This window comes from Huijunlia imazamoxiresistens (assembly GCF_037132455.1).
Lineage (GTDB): Bacteria > Bacteroidota > Bacteroidia > Chitinophagales > Chitinophagaceae > Flavisolibacter > Flavisolibacter imazamoxiresistens.
On sequence record NZ_JBBBEI010000004.1, the window covers coordinates 225,692 to 245,855 of the forward strand.

At 58.3% G+C, this 20,164-nt stretch carries 14 protein-coding genes; 5 read left to right on the top strand and 9 right to left on the bottom strand.

The window, feature by feature from the left end; all coding sequences use genetic code 11:
* Positions 1 to 114: 114 nt before the first annotated feature.
* The 8 genes from V9K67_RS06730 to V9K67_RS06765 form a co-directional block, all read right to left on the bottom strand.
* Entirely contained in the window at positions 115 to 360 is a 246-nt protein-coding gene (locus V9K67_RS06730) for a hypothetical protein (RefSeq protein WP_336720989.1), read from the bottom strand.
* 104 nt (positions 361 to 464) lie between these two features.
* Complete coding sequence (locus tag V9K67_RS06735; protein WP_336720991.1) at positions 465 to 992, bottom strand: YciE/YciF ferroxidase family protein; 528 nt, start codon at positions 990 to 992, stop codon at positions 465 to 467.
* 200 nt (positions 993 to 1,192) lie between these two features.
* Positions 1,193 to 2,116, bottom strand: coding sequence for a histone deacetylase family protein (locus V9K67_RS06740; RefSeq protein ID WP_336720992.1), 924 nt, complete (start codon positions 2,114 to 2,116; stop codon positions 1,193 to 1,195).
* Entirely contained in the window at positions 2,113 to 2,814 is a 702-nt protein-coding gene (gene pdeM / locus V9K67_RS06745; RefSeq protein ID WP_336720993.1) for a ligase-associated DNA damage response endonuclease PdeM, read from the bottom strand. Before pdeM ends, V9K67_RS06740 begins: the two co-directional genes overlap by 4 nt.
* Before the next feature lie 19 nt (positions 2,815 to 2,833).
* Positions 2,834 to 5,347 (bottom strand): ligase-associated DNA damage response DEXH box helicase, encoded by a 2,514-nt coding sequence (locus tag V9K67_RS06750; protein ID WP_336720995.1) that lies wholly within the window; start codon positions 5,345 to 5,347, stop codon positions 2,834 to 2,836.
* Positions 5,348 to 5,397: 50 nt separating this feature from the next.
* Positions 5,398 to 6,783, bottom strand: coding sequence for a c-type cytochrome (locus V9K67_RS06755; protein WP_336720997.1), 1,386 nt, complete (start codon positions 6,781 to 6,783; stop codon positions 5,398 to 5,400).
* 187 nt (positions 6,784 to 6,970) lie between these two features.
* Positions 6,971 to 8,578 carry an ATP-dependent DNA ligase gene (locus V9K67_RS06760; protein WP_336720998.1) on the bottom strand — a complete coding sequence of 536 codons (1,608 nt, stop codon included), beginning with the start codon at positions 8,576 to 8,578 and terminating at the stop codon, positions 6,971 to 6,973.
* A gap of 61 nt (positions 8,579 to 8,639) precedes the next feature.
* Complete coding sequence (locus V9K67_RS06765; protein ID WP_336721000.1) at positions 8,640 to 9,668, bottom strand: ligase-associated DNA damage response exonuclease; 1,029 nt, start codon at positions 9,666 to 9,668, stop codon at positions 8,640 to 8,642.
* Positions 9,669 to 9,826: 158 nt separating this feature from the next.
* Between V9K67_RS06765 and V9K67_RS06770 the strand changes: the two genes are divergently transcribed.
* The gene (locus V9K67_RS06770) at positions 9,827 to 12,436 is read left to right on the top strand and encodes a hypothetical protein (RefSeq protein ID WP_336721001.1); all 2,610 of its coding nucleotides are present in this window, start codon (positions 9,827 to 9,829) and stop codon (positions 12,434 to 12,436) included.
* 11 nt (positions 12,437 to 12,447) lie between these two features.
* On the opposite strand, the gene secA is transcribed toward V9K67_RS06770, so the two are convergent.
* Complete coding sequence (gene secA / locus V9K67_RS06775; protein WP_336721002.1) at positions 12,448 to 15,801, bottom strand: preprotein translocase subunit SecA; 3,354 nt, start codon at positions 15,799 to 15,801, stop codon at positions 12,448 to 12,450.
* A gap of 226 nt (positions 15,802 to 16,027) precedes the next feature.
* Between secA and V9K67_RS06780 the strand changes: the two genes are divergently transcribed.
* The 4 genes from V9K67_RS06780 (at position 16,028) to lysA (ending at position 20,033) form a co-directional block, all read left to right on the top strand.
* Complete coding sequence (locus V9K67_RS06780) at positions 16,028 to 16,732, top strand: hypothetical protein (protein ID WP_336721004.1); 705 nt, start codon at positions 16,028 to 16,030, stop codon at positions 16,730 to 16,732.
* Positions 16,733 to 16,995: 263 nt separating this feature from the next.
* Entirely contained in the window at positions 16,996 to 17,880 is an 885-nt protein-coding gene (gene atpG, locus V9K67_RS06785) for an ATP synthase F1 subunit gamma (RefSeq protein WP_336721006.1), read from the top strand.
* 131 nt (positions 17,881 to 18,011) lie between these two features.
* Positions 18,012 to 18,767 (top strand): SMC-Scp complex subunit ScpB, encoded by a 756-nt coding sequence (gene scpB, locus V9K67_RS06790; protein WP_336721008.1) that lies wholly within the window; start codon positions 18,012 to 18,014, stop codon positions 18,765 to 18,767.
* A gap of 51 nt (positions 18,768 to 18,818) precedes the next feature.
* A complete protein-coding gene (lysA, locus tag V9K67_RS06795; protein ID WP_336721009.1) occupies positions 18,819 to 20,033 on the top strand; it encodes a diaminopimelate decarboxylase in 1,215 nt (404 codons plus the stop codon).
* Positions 20,034 to 20,164 lie beyond the last annotated feature (131 nt).

The window sequence follows — 20,164 nt, forward strand, 5'->3', positions numbered from 1 at the left end:
CTTGCAGCAGGGTTACCCTTGCTGTCCGGGACATGGCTTCAAAGGGAGCAGATTGTCCGAAACCGCCGGTTGCCCGTATCGCTTTCGCTTCTGTCGTCAATCATCACTAACGGATCAAATCCCTGCTCCGCGGTTGGTATCGTCGCCTTGGCGGTTTTGCCGGGTATCATGAGGGACATCGCCCTTTTTTTCGTCTTCGTAATTGCTCTGCGCCGTTCCGCCGACCAGGCCGGTGCGGACGTGGTCCGGTTGGTCCCGGTCATGTCCTGCGGGGGTGCGGTGCGTGTTGGGGTTACCTTCGTTCAGGCCCGTATTCGTTTCCGGACCTCCGGAAGTGGTTTTTTCTTTCATGTCGCTCATAGCTGTATTTTTTAGGTTCGTCAATGGTCAAAAGCCAGTGGTCATTGGTGCATGTCCCCATGAACTCGTGGACTTGTGAACAAGTGAACTCGTGAACGTTTCGTTTACGCTTCCTTGCTGGCTTCTACGTTGGCATAGCTTTCCGCGATCTGGGTCAGCAGCACGTCGGTTTGTTTCTCCTCGCTGAGGGTTTGTCCCAGCAGCTCCTTTGCTTCGTTCATGCCAATGGTTTTGGCTAATTGCGCCAGGCCGCCATAGGTAGCGATCTCGTAGTGTTCGGCTTTTTGAGCGGCAAGGATCAGCGCGGCATCCCGCTGGGCGGTGCCTTCTTCCGTTTCACTGATGATATGTTCTCCTTCTTCCACAATACCAGCCATGGCCGGGCAATGCTTGCCCTGCACCTGTTCGCCGAGAATATTGAACACCTGTTCCAGCCGGTTCACATGCGTTTTCGTTTCCTGCAGGTGGGTGGCAAAAGCATTCTTCAGTTGTTGCGAGGTAGCTGCCTGCTGCAGCTTGGGTAAGGTCTGCACCAGTTTGTTTTCTGCCCAGTAAATGTCCTGAAGCTGTTCCACCAGCAGTTCTTTTAATTTCGAGTGCGTGGCTGTATTACTCATATCCCTTGTTGCCATATGTTTTGTTTTAGGTTAACAAAATGAACTCTATCCGTAATTCCATAAATAATGCCAGACCAATCTGAGCAGCTGTACCGGTAAATGGAAGAGGGCGCTGTACCGCTTTGAAGCGCAATATTTTATTTGTGTTACGGGCAGCCAAGGCCCGGCCAAAAGCCAAAAATGGGGAAGGGATCACTCTTTTTGTTTCGAACCGCCTAGTCGAGGTGGTACAGGTCTTTGGCCAGGCGAAACGTGTTGCAATGGGCTTCGACAATGGTTTTCACATCGGGCGAATACCCGCCGCCCATGGCCACGGTGCAGGGGATGCCTTTTTGCCGCAGGGTGGAAAAGACCAGCTCGTCGCGGCGGGCGCAATCCTTCAGCGATACCTTCAGCTTGCCGAACTTGTCGGTCTCCAAAATATCCACCCCCGACAGGTAAAAGACGAAGTCGGGTTGCGCCGCTTCCAGCAGGCGGGGCAGCAGGGCTTCCAGGCGGTGCAGGTATTCGGGGCCCGTCGTGCCGTCTTCCAGTTCTTCGTCCCAGTCGCTTTTTTCTTTATGAAAGGGATAGTTGTTGCGGCCGTGCATGCTGAAGGTGTACACCCGCTGCTCGCCTTCGAATATTTTGGCCGTGCCGTTGCCCTGGTGCACGTCCAGGTCGATGACCAGCACCTGGCGGGCAAGGCCCCGGTGCAGCAGGTAGTTGGCCGCCACGGCAAAGTCGTTGAGCAGGCAAAAGCCTTCGCCCCGTTCGGCAAAGGCATGGTGGGTGCCGCCGGCGACGTTCAGCGATATGCCGTCGTGCAGGGCGTAGTGGCAGCAATCGATGGTGCCCTGGGTGATCACCAGCTCGCGCTGCGTGAGGGCCGGGGACTGGGGAAAGCCGATCTGCCGTTGTTCTTTTGCGGACAGCGTCTGGTGCTGCAGCTTGTGGAGGTAGTCGGCCGTATGCGTTTGCAGCACCACGGCCCCGGGGCAGGCCTCCGGTGCAAACAGGTGGTGTGCTTTGATGGTGCCTTCGTACAGCAGCTGGCCGGGGATGAGCTCGTATTTCAGCATGGGAAAGCGGTGGCCTTCCGGCAGGGGATGGGCATAGATGGGATCGAAGGCAATATGAAGGGCCGGGCGCTTTTTCATTGGAGTTGGATGAGGCTGTTTTCCACGACGGCAAAGACCGAGTCGGCCCGGGTAGGCCGGACGATGGCCAGGCCGGTAAACTTGCTGAAGGCCGGCAGCACGCAGTGGCTGGGGGTGAAGTAAAAACAGGGGAACCGCAGGCTTTGCCGGCCGGGACCGCTGATGGAAACGCCGGGGTGCAGGTGCCCGCAAAAGGTAAAGGGGCGGGTGCCGCAGCCCTGTTCGTGCACAAAGCCGATGTCGTCGATGATCCGCTCCTGGTCCCAGAGCCGGATGCCGGCCTGGTGGTACCAGTCGTCGGCGAGGATGTCGTGGTTGCCTTTTACCAGGTGGAAGTCGAGGGCGGGAAAGCCCTCGCGCCAGCGGCGGAACTGGTCCAGCTCGCGGTTGGCGCGGCTGTGGAACAGGTCGCCCACGGCAATGAGCTGGGAGGGTCGGAACTGTTCGAGCAGCTGGGTCAACCGCTGCAGGTCGTGGGCATAAACGGCCTGCGGCACGGCAATGCCTTCTTTCCGGAAGTGGCCGGTTTTGCCGAAGTGCAGGTCGGACAGGATCAGGGCTTGTTGCTCTTCCCAGAACAGGGCCCGCAGGGGCGACAGCCAGAAGGTTTGCCGGTGGATCTTATGAAGGACGGGGGCGTACATGAAGCGGCTGCAAAAGTAGCCAAAACAGGTGGCGCGCAGCGGCCCGGAATGCAAAAGGATTGAAAATATTGGCCTATTCCAGCCGTTCCAGCTGGGCCTGCATCTTGCGTACCCGGTCCTCCAGCTTTTCGGAGGTGAGGTTTTCGCGCATGCTGTCCACTTTTATGGGGAAGCAGAGGGGCGTGAGCCGTTTGGGGAAAGTTAGGACGATGCGGGAGTGGCGGATGCGGTGGAGCATGGCCCGCAGGCGCACCTCCTCCATCTGCTGGTCGAACACTTCCTGGAAGGCCTGGCGCAGCAGCACGTTGCCGGGGTCGTACTCGTTAAAAACGTTGAACAGCAGGCCGGCGGAGGCCTGCAGGTGGCGGGCCTTTTTGAACTCGCCGGGATAACCCTGGAAGATCAGGCCGCCGATGACGGCGATGTCGCGGAATTTTCGTTTGGCCATTTCCGTGGAATTCACGCTGCGCTGGATGTCCTCCATCAGGTTGTCGGTGGTGAACAGGTCGTACACGTTGCTGTCGTCGACCGGTATGGGCTGGTCGCTCAGGAGCTCGAAGCCGTAGTCGTTCATGGCCAGGGAAAAGGTGATGGGCAGGATGCGGCCGATGCGGTAGGCCAGTACCGCCGCCATGGCTTCGTGCACCAGGCGCCCCTCGAAGGGATAGACGAACAGGTGAAAGCCGTCGCGGGTCTCGATCTGTTCCACCAGCAGCTCGTCCTTGCGGGGCAGGTGCGACAGGCGGGCCTGCAGCTCGAACAGGGGGCGCAGGGCGTTCAGCTCTTCGCCGGCAACCTTTTTTTGATCCAGCACCATCCGGGCCGCCTCGTCAAACTTTTCCCGTACCACCGTTCCCAGGCTGGCGGAAAGCGACATGCGGCTGCCGCCCCAGTTGGGCACCAGGGCCTTGGTGGCGTTCGATTTGCGTACCAGCACCGTCATTTCCTTGATCATCACCAGCTCCAGCTGGCGGCCGGCCAGGGTAAAGGCATCGCCGGGCTCCAGGCGGGCAATAAAGCCTTCCTCCACCATGCCCACGTAGCCGCCGGTAATGAATTTTACCTTCAGCATCGAGTCGGATACGATGGTGCCGATGTGCATGCGGTGGCGCATGGCCATGCGGCGGCTGGTGATCTTATACAGACCGTCCTCCACTTCGGCTTTTTTGTATTCGTCGTACTGCTGCAGGGCGTTACCGCCGGAGGTGATGAAATACAGCAGCTCCTGCCATTCCTCCGCCGTCAGGTCGCGGTAGCAGTAGGTGGAGGTGACTTCCCGGAACAGCTCCTGGGCGGCAAAGCCGTCCGAAACCGCCAGGGTGCAGAGGTACTGCACCAACACGTCGTAGCAGAGCAGCTGGGGCTCGCGGCTTTCGTTGAGGGTTTCCTCGATGGCATCCTTCAGGGCGGCCGCTTCTACCAGTTCCAGGGAGTTGGTGGGCAGGAAGTAGATGCGGCTGACCTCGTCGGGACTGTGGCCGCTGCGGCCGGCACGCTGCAGGAAGCGGGCGACGCTTTTGGGCGAGCCTACCTGGATGACCGTTTCCACGGGCCGGAAGTCGACGCCCAGGTCGAGGCTGGCGGTAGCCACCACGGCTTTGAGCTTTCCTTCGTGCAGGGCGTCCTCCACCCAGGTACGCAGCTCGTTTTCGATGCTGCCGTGGTGCAGGGCGATCTGGCCGGCCAGCCAGGGGGCAATGGTCAGCAGGGTCTGGTACCACACTTCGCTCATGGCCCGGGTGTTGATAAAGATGAGCGTGGTGCGGCTTTGGTCGAGTATGGGCAGTACGCGGTGGGCCAGCTTCACGCCCAGGTGGCCGGCCCAGGGATATTTTTCGATCTCTTCGGGCACGATGGATTCCACCACGATGTCCTTGCGCAGGCGTGCCCGCACAATCGCCCCACCGCCGGCAAGTGCCAGGGGCGCCAGCAACACTTCCTTGGCCTGCTCCAGGTTGCCGATGGTAGCGCTGATGCCCCAAACGGACAGGGGGGAAGTTTGCTTATTGCTTATTGCATATTGCTTATTGATGGCAACGATGCGGCTGATGGCCAGCTCTACCTGCACGCCCCGCTTACTGCTCATCAGCTCGTGCCATTCGTCGGCGGCGATGATTTTGAGGTGTTTGAACACCTCGGGATAGTCTTTCTGGGCCAGCAGCAGGTGCAGGCTTTCGGGGGTGATCACCAGCACTTCGGGCATCTGCCGCTTCTGGCGCTGGCGCTCGGCGGTCGTGGTGTCGCCGTTGCGGATGCCGACCTGCCATTGCAGGCCCAGCTCGCGGATCACTTCCTCCATGGCCCGGCCGATATCTTTGGCCAGGGCCCGCAGGGGCGTGATCCACAGCAGCTGCAGGCCGTTTTTACCTTTGGCGGCATACCGGTCGGGGTGCTGGTTGATGAATTGAATGAGGGCGCCCAGGAAAACCGAAAATGTTTTGCCGCTGCCCGTGGGGGCATTGACCAGGCCGCTGTTGCCGTTGCTGATGTGCTGCCAGGTTTCCTGCTGGTAGGCAAAAGGCTGGAAACCTTTCGATGCCAGCCAGCTGCTAATGACCGTATATCCTTTAGTCCGGGTTAATTCCAAGCTGATTGTTTTAGCAAATCCCCTGCATAAACTAGTCCGAAAGTGGCGCTCTATATTCCCTTCAGGTATTCGATCACGGCTGTCCGCTCGTCGCCGGTTAAAAGGTCACCGAAATAGTGGCCGTAATTGCCATAACCCGGCAGGTCGGTGTTGTAGGTTTCGGGGCTGCCGGGGGCCTTTTCTTCCCGGAATTTCCAGCCCACCTTTTGGTAGTCGTATTCCGGATTTTCGAAGTTGCGCGACCAGTAGCGGGGGCGGGCCTTGCTGTTGAGCAGGGCTTCCAGGGTGGGCACCGAGCCGTTGTGCAGGTAGGGGGCGGTAATCCAGACGCCGTCGAGCGGCGGGGCGATATAGCCTTCGAAGGGCTCCAGGCGGGCCCGCCGGCCGCCCTGCGAGTACCAGCTGCTGTTGTACCAGTTGATGAACTGGGGTGCGGTGGTCTGCATTTTAAACAGGAACGAATCGGTCTGGATGATCGATTGGGGGATCAGCAGGTTGGGATAGGTTTCCTGGGCGCCATAGGTGCCGTGGCAGTCCGAGCAGTGGTTTTCGAACAGTTGTTTTCCTTTGGCCGCCAGGGCTTCGTTGCGGGGGCGGGAATAGGCCGGCGGTTCCAGGGAATGGAGGTAGGCCAGCAGGTCGGGCATGCGGTCGTATACCTGCTGCGCTTCCACGGTGTCGCCGACGGTCAGCAGGTTGGAGAGCATGATGAAGCTGGCGAAGTCGCCGCGGCCGAAGCCGGTATAGAACATGCCGTTTTTCTTTTTCAGCACCCACCAGGGCGGGGTGTCCGAAGGGATCACCTCGGCGCCAAAGGGGTAAAGGGGAGTATCGCTCCACTTCAAGGTCTGGGGATCGCGGTGGGCCATCAGCATCCAGGTGAGGCGGTTGGCGGTGTTCACGCCCTTGATCGGCGCCATGATGGAGGGGCCGATGGTGCGGGTGGCGGTCAGGAAGCGGGCGGAGGCTTCGTATTTCGAGCGGGAGGTGGTCTTCAGCAGGGTTTCCACCAGTCCCAGGCCTTTGCCGCCGTACCTGCGTTCATCGGTAAAGTCGATGTTGGCATTGCCGAGGCCCATCACCAGCTTACCCTCGAACACCTGGGCATGGCATTGCATGCAGTTGGGCGCCACCACCAGTTCGCCGTTGCGGGCTTCCAGGGCGGTGAACTGGTGCGAAATGAACTGGTTGGGGCCGGTGCGGTTCAGGAAATTGCTGCTATCCTTGCCGGCGGCGCTCAGGAACATTTTATAGGGGATGCCGCTGTTGACGTAATCGCCGGTGACCAGGTAGTCGCGGCCCTTTTGGGCATCGCCCAGGCGTTGCGGATTGGCCGGGATGGTTACCGGCTGGTCGGTAGTGCCGAAGCGCCCGATAAAGGCCGACAGCAGGATGCCCGCCAGGGCGATGGCTAAAATGGTGGGTGTCTTTTTCATGGACTTTAAGTTCCAGAGTTCCAAAGTTCCAGAGATTCCAACCTTCAGTTCCTGAGTTCCTGAGTTAGGCGGAGCTGTTCCTGAGTTCGTGCTGCGTTTCTGGATTTACTTAGCTGAAACCAACTCCAAATTTAAAACTCTAAACCGAATCTGGGAATAGGTAAATGCAACTCAGGAACTCAGAAACTCACTTCCCGTAGATCTCCAGCATCTTTTTGAGATCGTCGAGCGTGTTGATCTCGTCCACTTTTTTGTCGTGGCGCCAGCGGCTGATGCGGGGGAAGCGAAGGGCCACGCCCGATTTATGGCGGCTGGAGGCGGCAATGCCTTCAAAGGCGATCTCGAACACCAGCTCGGGCTTGACGGTGCGGACCGGGCCGAACTTTTCCAAAGAATTTCTTTTGACGAAGGCGTCCACCTGGGCGAACTCCTTGTCGGTGAGGCCGGAATAAGCCTTGGTGAAGGTCACCAGCTTGTCGCCTTCGCGCACCGCAAAGGTGTAGTCGGTGTAGAGGTTGCTGCGGCGGCCGGCGCCCTTCTGGGCATACACCATCACGGCGTCGATGGTCAGCGGCGACACCTTCCACTTCCACCAGTCGCCCCGCTTGCGGCCCACCTGGTAGGGTGAGGCCTTCCGTTTGAGCATAAAGCCTTCGGCGCCCATCTCCCGCGACGATTCGCGCAGCTTCGCCAGCTCTTCCCAGCTGTCGAAGGGTACTACCGGCGACAGCAGCAGGGCAGGGTGCGCCAGGCCCAGGATCACTTCCTCCAGCCGGCGCCGCCGTTCTTCCAGCGGTTTCGGCCGTAAATCCTCGCCCCCATATTCCAGCAGGTCGTAAGCGAAGAAGGCAATCGGGGCTTCCTGCAGTTGTTTTTTGGTGACGTTCTTGCGGCCGATGCGGGTCTGCAGCAGGGCGAAGGGCAGGGGCTTCTGGTCGACGCTGGGGATGATCTCGCCGTCGATGGCGATGCCGTCGGGCAGCAGGGCCAGCAGCGAGCCGTATTCGGGGAACTTGTCGGTCATCAGCTCCTCGCCCCGGCTCCAGACGAAGAGCTCGCCGTTACGGCGGATGATCTGGCCGCGGATACCGTCCCATTTCCATTCGGCCTGCCAGTCGGCGGGGGCGCCCAGGGCGCGGATCTCCCCCTCTTCGATCGCGTAGGCGAGAAAGAAAGGGTAGGGCTTCGAATAGTCGGAGGTGACGGCCTCATGGCTCAACAGCTCTTCGTAGGCGATGGTGGAGGGATCCCAGTTGCCGCTGATGCGGTGGGCGATCACCGCTGCTTCGAGCCCCGTGGCTTTGGCCAGGGCGTTGACCACCAGCTGCTGGGAGACGCCGACGCGGAAGGACCCGGTAATAAGTTTGTTGAACACAAAGCGTTCGGCGCTGGTCATGCCCGCCCAGGAGCGGAGGACAAAGTCCTTGCGCACTTCTTCGCTTTCCTTTTCGATGCTTTTTAATTGTTCGATATAATAGTGCAGGGGGTAGGATTCCTCTGCCGGTCCGCCGGACCCGCTTTCGGGCAGCAGCAGGGCAATGGTTTCCGCCAGGTCGCCGACCGTGTGATACGATTCCTCGAACAGCCAGAAGGGCAGGCCGCTCACTTCCACGGCCCAGGTCGCCAGCTGGGTGGTGGTCACCGCCCTTTTGGGCCGGCGGCCGCTGAACAGGGCAATCACCCACACTTTATCCTTACCGCCGCCGGAAGAGAAATAATCCACCAGCGCTTCCAGCTTGTCATTGGTTTTGGTGCTCGTGCCCAGCCGCATCACCAGTTCTGCAAATAATTTCATACGATGAGTAATGAGTGATCAGTAATGAGTTTCCCTTCCTAATTCCCAATGAACCAATTCCCTATTGCTCCTTGTCCATTGCCCTTTCTTCCTCGCCCCCGGTAGTTTCCTCCTCACCCGCATATTCGGTTTTTACTTCGGAGGCCCGGATGCCTTGTTCGTTGAGGTAGCGGCTGAAGGCAGCCTGGAAGCCGTGGGTGGCATAGACGTGTTCGGCGCCGGTGGCCTTGACGGCCTGCAGCAGGCCCTTCCAGTCGGCGTGGTCGCTGAGGGCGAAGCCGGCATCGGCATTGCGGCGGCGCATGGCGCCCCGCACCTGCATCCAGCCGCTGCAGACGCCTACCTCGTAGGGGGCGAACCGCCGGATCCAGGGTGAGCCTTCGGCGCTGGAAGGGGCGATGACCACGGCGCCTTTGAGTTGGTCTTTCGGGGTGTCGGGGGTGACCAGTTCTACCGGGGGGAGTTGGACGCCGGCATTGACCAGGGCCTGGTGCATGTTGTACACGGCGCCATGCGCCAGGATACGGTCCGCCACTCCCTGCAGGCAGGGCAGCAGGCGCTGGGCTTTCCCCAGGCTGTAGGCGATGAGCACCGAGGATTTTCCTTCCCGCCGGTTCTTTTGCACCCATTCGCGGATGCCGGAAAAGATCTGCTCCTGGGGCTTCCAGTTGTAGATGGGCAGCCCAAAGGTGCTTTCGGTCACGAAGTGCTGGCAGGGTACCGGTTCGAACTCACCGCTGAGGCCGTCGTTTTCCACCTTGTAGTCGCCGCTGACCACCCACACTTCTCCTTGGTGTTCTACCCTTATTTGCGAGGAGCCGATGATGTGGCCGGCGGGGTGCAGGCTCACCCGGACCCCGTTGAGCAGTACGGGTTCGTGCCAGCCGATGCTTTCGTAGGCGTTGTCGCCCAGTCTCGCCTGCAACAGCGGCCGGGTGAGGTGGTGGCAGAGGTAGGCGCGGCTGCCCCAGCGGGCGTGGTCGCTGTGTGCATGGGTGATGACCGCTTTGTCCACCGGCTGCCAGGGGTCGATATAAAACCCGCCGGCGGGGCAGTACAGGCCTTTGTCAGAGAATTCGATCAGGGGCATAATTTAAAAAGTTCACGGGTTTACGCGTTCACAAGTTCACGGGTTCTTGGCTTCACAGGTTGCTGTTTTGGGTTTAGAGTATTCCAATTCTTATGCTAGGATTGGGGAGGGCGGGGTTGTAAATGTTTCGCTTTCTCAATATATTACGATACTATCGTATGCAGCAAGCGTATCCGAACAATGGCTTCCGGTCCTATTGGCGCACCGTCAGCGCTACCTCGCCTTTCCGGGGTTCCGTGTTTTCGGGCGTTCTCAGCTGGGTGTATACCTTCCTGAAGGTGACCGCCCAGATCGTGAAGGATGCGGCAATCGAGCTGGCTTTCCTGGTCGTCTTCTGGCTGGTGATCACCAAAATGGGCCAGGGCAGGGACCTGATTGTCAGCCTGTTCGAGCCGGACGGCATTTACAACATCGGGCGGATCTTTTATACGGTGCTCAGCGTCATCAGCTTTTCGGTTTCGATGTGGATCATCCCTGCCTATATTTTTCAGAAAAGGGACCGGAAGGATAAAGAGTACGGCAGGGATACCCGCCCGGGCTACCGGACGGTTTTTCAAAAGCACCTCTTTTTTGCCCACCGCGTATTGCCGCTGGTACCGTTCTGGCTAATGGCTTATGTGTTGTTTCATGGTCCGCATACCGACCTGGTGTTTTTCGGCCTTTCGTTCCTGGTCCTGGTGCTGTTGAATCTCTTTAATGAAAAAGTGAAGGCACCCGGTTGCCGGGGGCGGTACGTGCTGGCGGTGGGGGTGTTGCTGTTGGGGGCTATTACCTGGTTCTGTTTTATTTACAAGGAAAAGTACACTGGGGCCAAGGTAGCGCTCAGTACCGTGCTGTACCTGCTTTCCTTTCTCATGAATTTTATTTTCCAGGAGGTGGACCAGCGCATCCTCGCAGAGAATCAAAAGCCCGACGACCCGCGCCAGCCCGCCTTTTACCGGTACCGGATCAACAGCTGGTTTTACCTGGCGTACCTGTGCTTTCACCTGGTGATCATCGTCCTGGTGTTCAGTCCCCGGCGCTTTGTCATCGCCCCGGAGTCGATGATGCTGTACCTCTTTTCGCTGAACGTATTCCTGATCGACCTGTTGGTGTACGTAGTGCAGGTAAGCCCGCTGCGGCGGTTGCTGGCCACGGTAATGGTGCTGGGGGTGGTGTTGCTGTTTTTGCTGAGCCCGTCGGTGAACCTGAACCTGCACCATTATACCATCGACCGCATCGACGACAGCTCGGTGCTGCGGGGGCGGGAGCGGCTGGCCTTCGCCGACCGCTATGCAGTTTTAAAGGAACGCATCCGGGCAAAAATGTCGCCGCAACCTTATCCCATCTTGTTGGTCAGCGGGGAAGGAGGCGGTTCGCGGGCCGGACTGTGGCTGAGCCAAAACCTCATCAACTTCGACTATGCTACCCGGGGCCGTTTCCGCGAACATATTTTTTCCACCTCCACGGTTTCGGGCAGTTCCATTGGCCTGAGCACCGTCCTGGCGTTCTGGGAGCAGCCGCAGCAGGGCGACAGCATCGACGGCAAATGGCTGGACCTGCCCTCGAAGGTCTTTGCCAACAACTTCGTGGGCAGCTCGATCAGCGGCCTGCTGCTGACCGACTTCTGGCGGACGGTGCTGCCCTTCCAGGTGGAACGGGACCGCAACAGCCTGCTGCAGGAAGAGGAAGCGTATTATACGCAAAAGGCGCTCATCGAACTACAGGGAGGCCGGAAGCTCAAACGCCACGAGGAAATACCCGATTCCCTTCGCCTGCTGCGCCGCGATTTCATGGGGTTCTTCTATGAAACGGACAGCGGTCGCCTGGTGCTGAAAAAAGACCGCCCCCTGGTACTGATCAACACCACCCGGAGCAACGACGGCCGCAGGGGCATCTTTTCGCCGGTAAAGCTCCAAAGCGACGTGTTCAACGATGCCATCGACATCAACGCTTACCTGTACGAGGACTCGGTCTGCGACGACAGCGGCGCCAAGCTGTGCTACAGCCGCAAGCGAAACATCTCCCTGGGGCAGGTCTGCAACACCAGCGAGCTATTTCCGCTGTTCAGCGCTCCGGCCTATATCGACAGCCTGGGCAGCTTCGTGGATGCCGGCTACCACGAGAACTCGGGCCTGAAGACCACCCTGGACGTTTATGAAAAGCTGAAGGATACCCTGCACAAGGACGGCCTGGACGGCCGCTACGAGATCTTTATCCTGTACCTCAAGAATGGCTCTTCGGTGAAGGAGTTGTACAAGCCGCTTCCTTCCGAGGCGCCGATCACCCTCCCCTTCAAGGCGTTGTACAGCCAGCCGTTCCAGGGCAGCACTTCTTATTTCGAGGAACGGGCCCGGTACGTGGGCCGCAAGGACCCGTCCGTCCAATACATTGAAGTGCAGCTGGACCACCGTCAGCTCGTGGAGACAGCCATTGTCGGCAGGGACCCAAAGATCGAAAAGCAAATCCTTGCCGACCTGACCAGCGCCATCGATACCACCAAAAAAGACACGACCCTCAACTTCCCGTTAGCACGGTGGTTGTCCATGTCTGTTATTCACCGCATGCGGGCCAATGCCCGGCGGATCCAGTCCACTCAGCCCAATCTAAAAGCATTGCTGGAACGGATCAATGCGGAGGTAAAGGATACGGTCAGGACGACGGCGCCTGCATCTTTGTATAAAGGCCGGACCACGTACCCCGGAATACAATTCCGGGCTACATGGTCCGGCCTTATTCGAAAAAAAAGAGGCTGCCTTTTGAAAAGACAGCCTCTGACTAGTATATGAACGTTTGGGAATTAGTCCTCTCCCTCTACATCCTTGCCGTGGCAGTTCTTGTACTTTTTGCCGCTGCCGCAGGGGCAGGGATCGTTGCGGCCGATCTTGGGGCCTGCATGGATGGGCTCCTGTTTTTCGTCCTCAATGACCTGCGCCTCTTCGAAATAGTCGCGTTCGTTGGCGCCGTAGTCCTGGCCGATGGCTTCGATCTCATCCTTGTTGATCTGGATGTGGCTCATGTCGGTCGGCTCGATATAGCCTTCGTGCAGGTGTACCGGCTCTTCCTCCTGGGCTACCGGCAGGGCGGCATGGCACAGGAAGGAAACGATCTCGCGGTTCATCTCGCTGTCCATCTGCTTGAACAGGTTAAAGGCTTCCACCTTGTAGATCACCAGCGGGTCTTTTTGCTCCAGGTAAGCGGTCTGCACGCTTTGCTTCAGGTCGTCCATGGCACGCAGGTGCTCTTTCCAGGCATCGTCGATGATGGCCAGGGTGAGGGTGCGCTCCAGGGAAGAGGTCAGCTCCTCGCCGCCGGTTTCCACCGTCTTGTCGAGGTTGGCCAGCACGTTGATGCCTTTGCGTCCGTCGGTAAAGGGTACCACCACGTTTTCGATATGGGGTCCCTGGATGTGACGAATGTTGGCAAATACCGGCACGGCCTGTTGCTTGATCCACTCTTTATGCTGCTCGTAGTTGTTGATGGATTCGTCGTACAGCTTGTCGATAAGGGTGTTGGCGTCGGTTTTCAGGAACGCGTCCTCGCTGATGGAAGGCGTGATGTCGATGCCGAAGTTGACGATGCAGGCCAGCTTGAAGCCTTCATAGTCGTCCTGCTCCTTGAACGAGGATACCAGGCCCTCGGACACTACGGAGAAGGCGTTGTCGATATCCAGTGCCAGGCGGTCGCCGAAGAGGGCGTGCTGGCGTTTGCCGTAGATAACGGTACGCTGCTTGTTCATCACGTCGTCGTATTCCAGCAGGCGCTTCCGGATGCCGAAGTTGTTTTCTTCCACTTTCTTCTGTGCCCGTTCGATGGACTTGGTGATCATGCTGTGCTGGATCACTTCGCCTTCCTTGTAACCGAAGCGGTCCATCAGGCCGGCAATGCGCTCGGAGCCGAACATACGCATCAGGTCGTCTTCCAGCGACACGTAGAACTGGGAGGTACCGGGGTCGCCCTGGCGGCCGGCACGGCCCCGCAGCTGGCGGTCCACACGGCGGCTTTCGTGGCGTTCGGTACCGATGATGGCCAGGCCACCGGCATCTTTCACGCCGGGCCCGAGCTTGATGTCGGTACCACGACCGGCCATGTTGGTGGCGATGGTGATGGCGCCCGGCAGACCGGCTTCGGCCACTACCTGGGCTTCACGGGCGTGCTGCTTGGCGTTCAGTACGTTGTGGGGAATCTTTTTCACCTGCAGCATCTTGCTCAGCAGTTCGCTCACCTCTACGGAGGTGGTACCTACCAGTACGGGGCGGCCGGCGGTGCGCAGGGCTTCTATTTCGTCAATAACGGCTTTGTACTTTTCGCGTTTGGTTTTGTACACCAGGTCCTGCTGGTCCTTACGGACGATGGGAACATGGGTGGGGATGGTCACCACGTCGAGCTTGTAGATGCTCCACAACTCGGCGGCCTCGGTTTCGGCCGTACCGGTCATACCGCCCAGCTTGTGGTACATGCGGAAGTAGTTCTGCAGGGTTACCGTGGCGTAGGTCTGGGTGGCGGCTTCGATTTTTACATTTTCCTTTGCTTCGATCGCCTGGTGCAGGCCATCGCTGTAGCGGCGGCCTTCCATGATCCGGCCGGTCTGCTCGTCCACGATCTTCACGGCCTCGTCGATCACCACGTATTCCACGTCCTTTTCAAACAGGGCGTAGGCTTTCAGCAGCTGTTGCACCGAGTGGATGCGGTCGGCCTTCTGCGAGTAGTCGTTCAGCACTTCTTCCTTCATGCGCAGTTTGTCTTCGGCAGAAACCTCGGCCTTTTCCAGGTCGGCCAGGCGCATGCCGATGTCGGGCAGCACGAAGAATTCGGGGTCTTCGCCGGCCTTGGTGATGGCGGCGATGCCTTTATCGGTCAGTTCTACGGACTTGTTCTTTTCATCGATGTGGAACAGCAGCTCTTCGTCGATGATGTGCATGTTGCGCTGCTGGTCGGCGATATAATAGTTTTCGGCTTTCTGGAGCTTTACTTTAATGCCGGGTTCGCTCAGGAACTTGATCAGCGGGCCGTACTTGGGCAGGCCGCGGTAGGCGCGGTAGAGGAACAGGCCGCCGCTCTTGGGGTCGTCGTCGCCTTCGCCGATCTTCTTTTTCGCCTCGTTGAGGTAGCCGCGCACCATGCGTTCCTGGGCTTCCACCAGTTGCTGGATCCGGGGTTTCAGGATATGGAACTCCTGCTCGTCGCCGCGGGGGACGGGACCGGAAATGATCAGGGGCGTACGGGCGTCGTCGATCAGTACGCTATCCACCTCATCCACCATGGCGTAGTGGTGCTTGCGCTGTACCATCTCTTCGCGGCTGTGGACCATGTTGTCGCGGAGGTAGTCGAAGCCGAATTCGTTGTTGGTGCCGTAGGTGAGGTCGGCCATATAGGCCTGGCGGCGGCTTTCGCTGTTGGGCTGGTGTTTGTCAATACAGTCCACGCGGAGGCCGAGCCATTCGAACACGGGGCCGTTCCATTCCTGGTCACGGCGGGCCAGGTAGTCGTTCACCGTTACGATGTGCACGCCTTCGCCGGGCAGGGCGTTGAGGTAGGCCGGCAGGGTGGATACCAGCGTTTTACCTTCACCGGTAGCCATTTCGGAGATCTTACCCTGGTGCAGTACGGTACCACCGATCAGCTGAACGTCGTAGTGCACCATGTTCCAGGTGACCGTTCCGCCGGCGGCGGTCCAGGTGTTCTGGAAGATGGACTGGTTGCCTTCGATGGTGATATAGTTTTTGCGGGTGGCGAGCTCGCGGTCGAGGTCGGTGGCGGTAGAGACCATCTGAGGATTTTCCTTGAAGCGGCGGGCGGTTTCCTTTACTACGGCAAAGGCCTCGGGCAGGAGCTCCTTCAGGATCTCTTCGATCTTCTGGAGGCGTTCCTTGCGCAGCTTGTCCACCTGCTGGTAGATGCTGTCCTTGCCCACCAGGTCGTTAAAGGGAAGCTCTTCGGCACTTTTATTGGTGGCCTCGATCTCTGCGTCTATCTCTTGTATATGCTGTTTGATCCGTTGACGGAATTCTACTGTTTTATGGCGCAGCTCGTCGTTGCTCAGCGACTGGTAGGAGGTGAAATTCTGGTTGATCTGTGCGACAAGCGGCATGATGTTTTTCACATCTTTTTCCGACTTACTGCCGCCGAATAATTTAGATAGGAAACCAATCATAAAAAATGTTGTTGGGTAATCTCAGTGGTCAATAATTAAAAAGGTACCTTGTCAAAAAAGGTGCTAACAAATCTGTTAAAGCCAAATTGACAGTGGTCAAAGATAGCTTAAAAAGAACTCGTCCTGCCCCTTTGTTTCGTCCCGGGCCGGGGGGTGTAATTTATATATTATTTCAGTTCACCCAAACAGGTGCGGCCCGCGGGCGCCGCTTTGAAAGCGCATGGTTATGTACAGAAGGATTCTTTGGGTAGTGTTATGGGCCTGCGCCTTGCCGGCTTGCCGCAACGGCGATGCGCCGGCTCCGCGTGCCCCTGCAAGAGGGGTGCCGGCGCCCCTGTTCCTCGACTTCAGCGTGGAGGGCGGCGAAGGCGAAGAGTCGGTCACCTGCCTGTTTCGGTTCCGGCGCGGCCATAAGGACGGCGTCGGGCAGCCGCTGGAAGGGGAAGGGGAGGTGCAGCTGGACGGCGAGGTGCTGACCGCCGACACCGCTTCCTTTACCGGCACCTATTACGAGGCCATCCGGCCGGCGGAGGGCTTTGCCGGTACCCACGAGCTGGTATTTACCGATGCGGCCGGGGAGCGGCATGTGCGAAAATTCCGCTTTGCGCCCTTCCGGCTGGCGGCCGAGCTGCCGCCGGTGGTGCACCGGAAGCCGTTCCGGCTGCCGTTCGCCTCCCTCCCGGACGGGCTGCGGCAGCTGCACCTGGTGCTGGTGGATACGGCGCTGGCTTCCGGCGGGGTGAACCAGTACGTGCCCCTGGTCGACGACGCCCTGCAGGTGACCCCCAAAATGCTCCAGCACCTGAAGAGCGGGCCGGTTTCCCTGTACCTGGCCGCCGAGGTGGAGCAATCCCTAAAAGAGCCGGGCGGCCCCCGGGGCCGCCTGGTGATCCGCTACAGCCTGAAGCGGGCGTTTGAGCTGGCGGATTAAAAGGGGGGTGGTTGGGGGGAAAACCTGAGCGGGCGCAGCATTTCCCTTGATTCATTTCATGGAATTTCCGTATTCCTGCCGTACTTTTGCGGCGCGGAAGAGGAGGGGTGTGCGATTTCCACCGGAAAAAGCCGCCCGCCGGCAGGAGCTGAAGGCGTTGAATACGGAATGACAGGCAGGAGGAATACTTTTTTCGCCCTTTTGATCATAGGCAAAATATTGAGCCTGAACCCAAAACAAATAAAAGCAAATTATAAATTTCCATGGCTGGTCAATTAAAAGAAGTTCGTAACAGGATTAAATCGGTGCAAAGCACCCAGCAAATTACCAAGGCAATGAAAATGGTGAGTGCTGCCAAGCTGCGCCGGGCAACGGATGCCATTCTCCAAATGCGTCCTTATGCCAAGAAACTGCAGGAAATGCTGAGCAACATCGTCAGCAGCAGCGAGTCGGAAGGGGCCATCTCCCTGGCCGCCGAGCGTCCCGTGGAACGCGTGCTTCTTATTGTCATTACCAGCGACCGCGGACTGGCCGGCGCCTACAACGCCAACGTGATCAAACGTGCCAAGCAGGCCATCCTGGAGCAATACTCCGCCCAGGCCGCCAAAGGCAACGTAGATATCTGGGCCATCGGCAAAAAAGGCTACGAGCACTTCCTGAAAACCAACTATAAAGTAGACGCCACCCATAAAGACGTGTTCCTGAACCTGAAGTTCGAGACCGTGCAGCTGGCCGCCAAAGACGCCATGGAAGCTTTCCAGAACAAGGAGTACGACGTGGTGGACCTGGTCTACAGCGAGTTCAAGAACGCCGCCACCCAAGTGTTCCAGGTAGAGCGCTTCCTGCCCATCCCCAAGGTGCAGAAAGCCGCCAGCACCGTGAAGAATGCCGACTTCATCTTCGACCCCAACAAGGAAGAACTGGTGGCCGAGCTGATGCCGAAGATCCTCAATACCCAGCTGTACAAGGCGGTACTGGATGCCAACGCTTCCGAGCACGGCGCCCGGATGACGGCCATGGACAAAGCCAGCGAAAACGCCAACGAACTGCTGCGCAACCTGAAGATTTCTTACAACCGTGCCCGCCAGGCAGCCATCACCACCGAGCTGACCGAGATCGTGAGCGGTGCCGCCGCCCTGAAAGGCTAGGACGGGTAGTGGATATAATAATTATAGGGAAGAGGGTATTACGGAAGTAGTACCCTCTTTTCTTTTGTGCCGATAATAGCGGTGAAAGCTTAAATTCGCCTTTTGCGAAAAATCAACAGGGTTTGGGTGTTATGGAAACGGGTAATCTTATTCTGCATATCGAGGCGCTGATCTTTGCCAGCGACAAGCCCCTGTCCTTAGCGGAAATGACGGAGCTGGTCAACAGCGCTTTTGCCGCTTCGGGGGAAAAGCTGGCCGAGGAGCAGGTAGCCACGGCCCTGGAGGGCATCGTGGAGAAATACAGCTCGGAATTTTACCCCTTTGAAGTGCGGCAGAGCGGCGGGGGCTGGCAGTTTCTTACCAAAAAAGTCTACCACAAGACCGTGGCCCAGCTCAATGGCGAAAAATTCCTCAAGCGCCTGTCGGCGGCCGCCCTCGAAACCCTGGCCATCATCGCCTACAAACAGCCCATTACCAAGGGCGAGATCGAAACCATCCGCGGCGTGAGCAGCGACTACAGCGTCCAGAAGTTATTGGAGAAGGAGCTGATCGTCATTATCGGCCGCAACGAGCAGATGCCCGGCCACCCGCTCATTTACGCCACCTCCCGCAGCTTTATGGATTATTTCGGCATCAACTCGCCCGAAGACCTGCCCCGGATCAAAGAAGTGTTCGCCAACCAGGTGATCGCCCCCAGCATCGTCAACGAGGCTTCCTTTGAAAGTTCCTCCCTGGTGGTGACCGATACCGGCGAACTGGTGGGCGCCGCCGACGAGCCGGAGAAAAAGGAGCCGGGGGGCGCCCGGCTGTTCCTGGAGGGTGATGAAACGCCTCCGGAAGAAGGTGCGGCCGGAGCGGAGCCGGCAGCAGGGGAGGACGAACCCTGACCCTTTGCTTTTTGCCCCGGAATTCGCCATTCCTTCTCTATCTTCGCGGCCATGTCGCAAAGTTTATCGCATACACAACTGGTAGAGCTCGCCAACCGATTCGGTACGCCCCTGTACGTGTACCATGCCGAGAAGATCAAAGAACAGTACGAAACCCTGCAAACCGCTTTCCGCGGCTGCAATTCGAAGTTCTTTTACGCCTGCAAGGCCCTGACCAACATCAATATATTAAAGTATGTGCAGCAGTTGGGCGCCAACATCGACTGCGTCAGCATCAACGAGGTCCAGCTGGCCCTGAAGGCCGGCTTTTCCCCCGACCGCATCCTGTTCACGCCCAATTGCGTGGATTTCGCGGAGATCGAGGCCGGCAAGAACCTGGGCGTAAACCTGAACATTGACAACATCTCCATCCTGGAGCAGTTCGGCAATAAGTTCGGCGGCAGCTATCCCATCTGCATCCGCTTCAACCCCCACATCATGGGCGGCGGCAACTATAAAATCTCTACCGGACATATTGACAGCAAGTTTGGCATTTCCATCCACCAGATGCGTCATATTGAACGGATCGTGAAGTCCACCAACCTGCAGGTGCGCGGCGTGCACATGCATACCGGCAGCGACATCAAGGATGTCAGCGTGTTCCTGCAAGGGCTGGAGATCATGTTCGAGATCGCGGAACATTTCCCCCAACTGTCCTTTGTGGACCTGGGCAGCGGCTTTAAAGTGCCCTACCACGAGGACGACGTGAGCACGGATGTAGCGGCCCTGGGTGAGCGCGTCAGCGAGGCGTTCCAGCGCTATGCGCAGGAAAAAGGCCGGGAGCTGGAAGTATGGTTCGAGCCCGGGAAGTTCCTAGTGAGCGAATCGGGTTATTTTATTACCAAGGCCAACGTGATCAAGCAAACCACGGCTACGGTGTTCGTAGGCGTGAACAGCGGCTTCAACCACCTGATCCGCCCGATGTTTTACGAGGCGTTCCACCGCATCGAGAACATCAGCAATCCGTTTGGCAACCCCCGTATTTATACGGTGGTGGGCAACATTTGCGAAACCGACACCTTTGCCTGGGACCGCAAGCTCAGTGAAGTGCACGAAGGCGACTACCTGGTGTTTTACAATGCCGGCGCCTACGGCTTTGAAATGTCGTCCAACTTCAACTCGCGCCTGAAGCCGGCCGAGGTGCTGGTGAAAGACGGCGAGGCCCTGCTCATTCGCAAACGCGACGAATTCGAAGACCTCCTCAAAAACCAGATCGAAGTATTATAATCGAAGTAGTATAAAGGAAAAAGCCCGTCTCGCCTTTCGGCCAGACGGGCTTTTTCGTACATGGACAATGGTCAATAGTCATTGGCCATTGCCCGAACTCAGGAACTGAACTCTGGAACTCGTGAACTTTT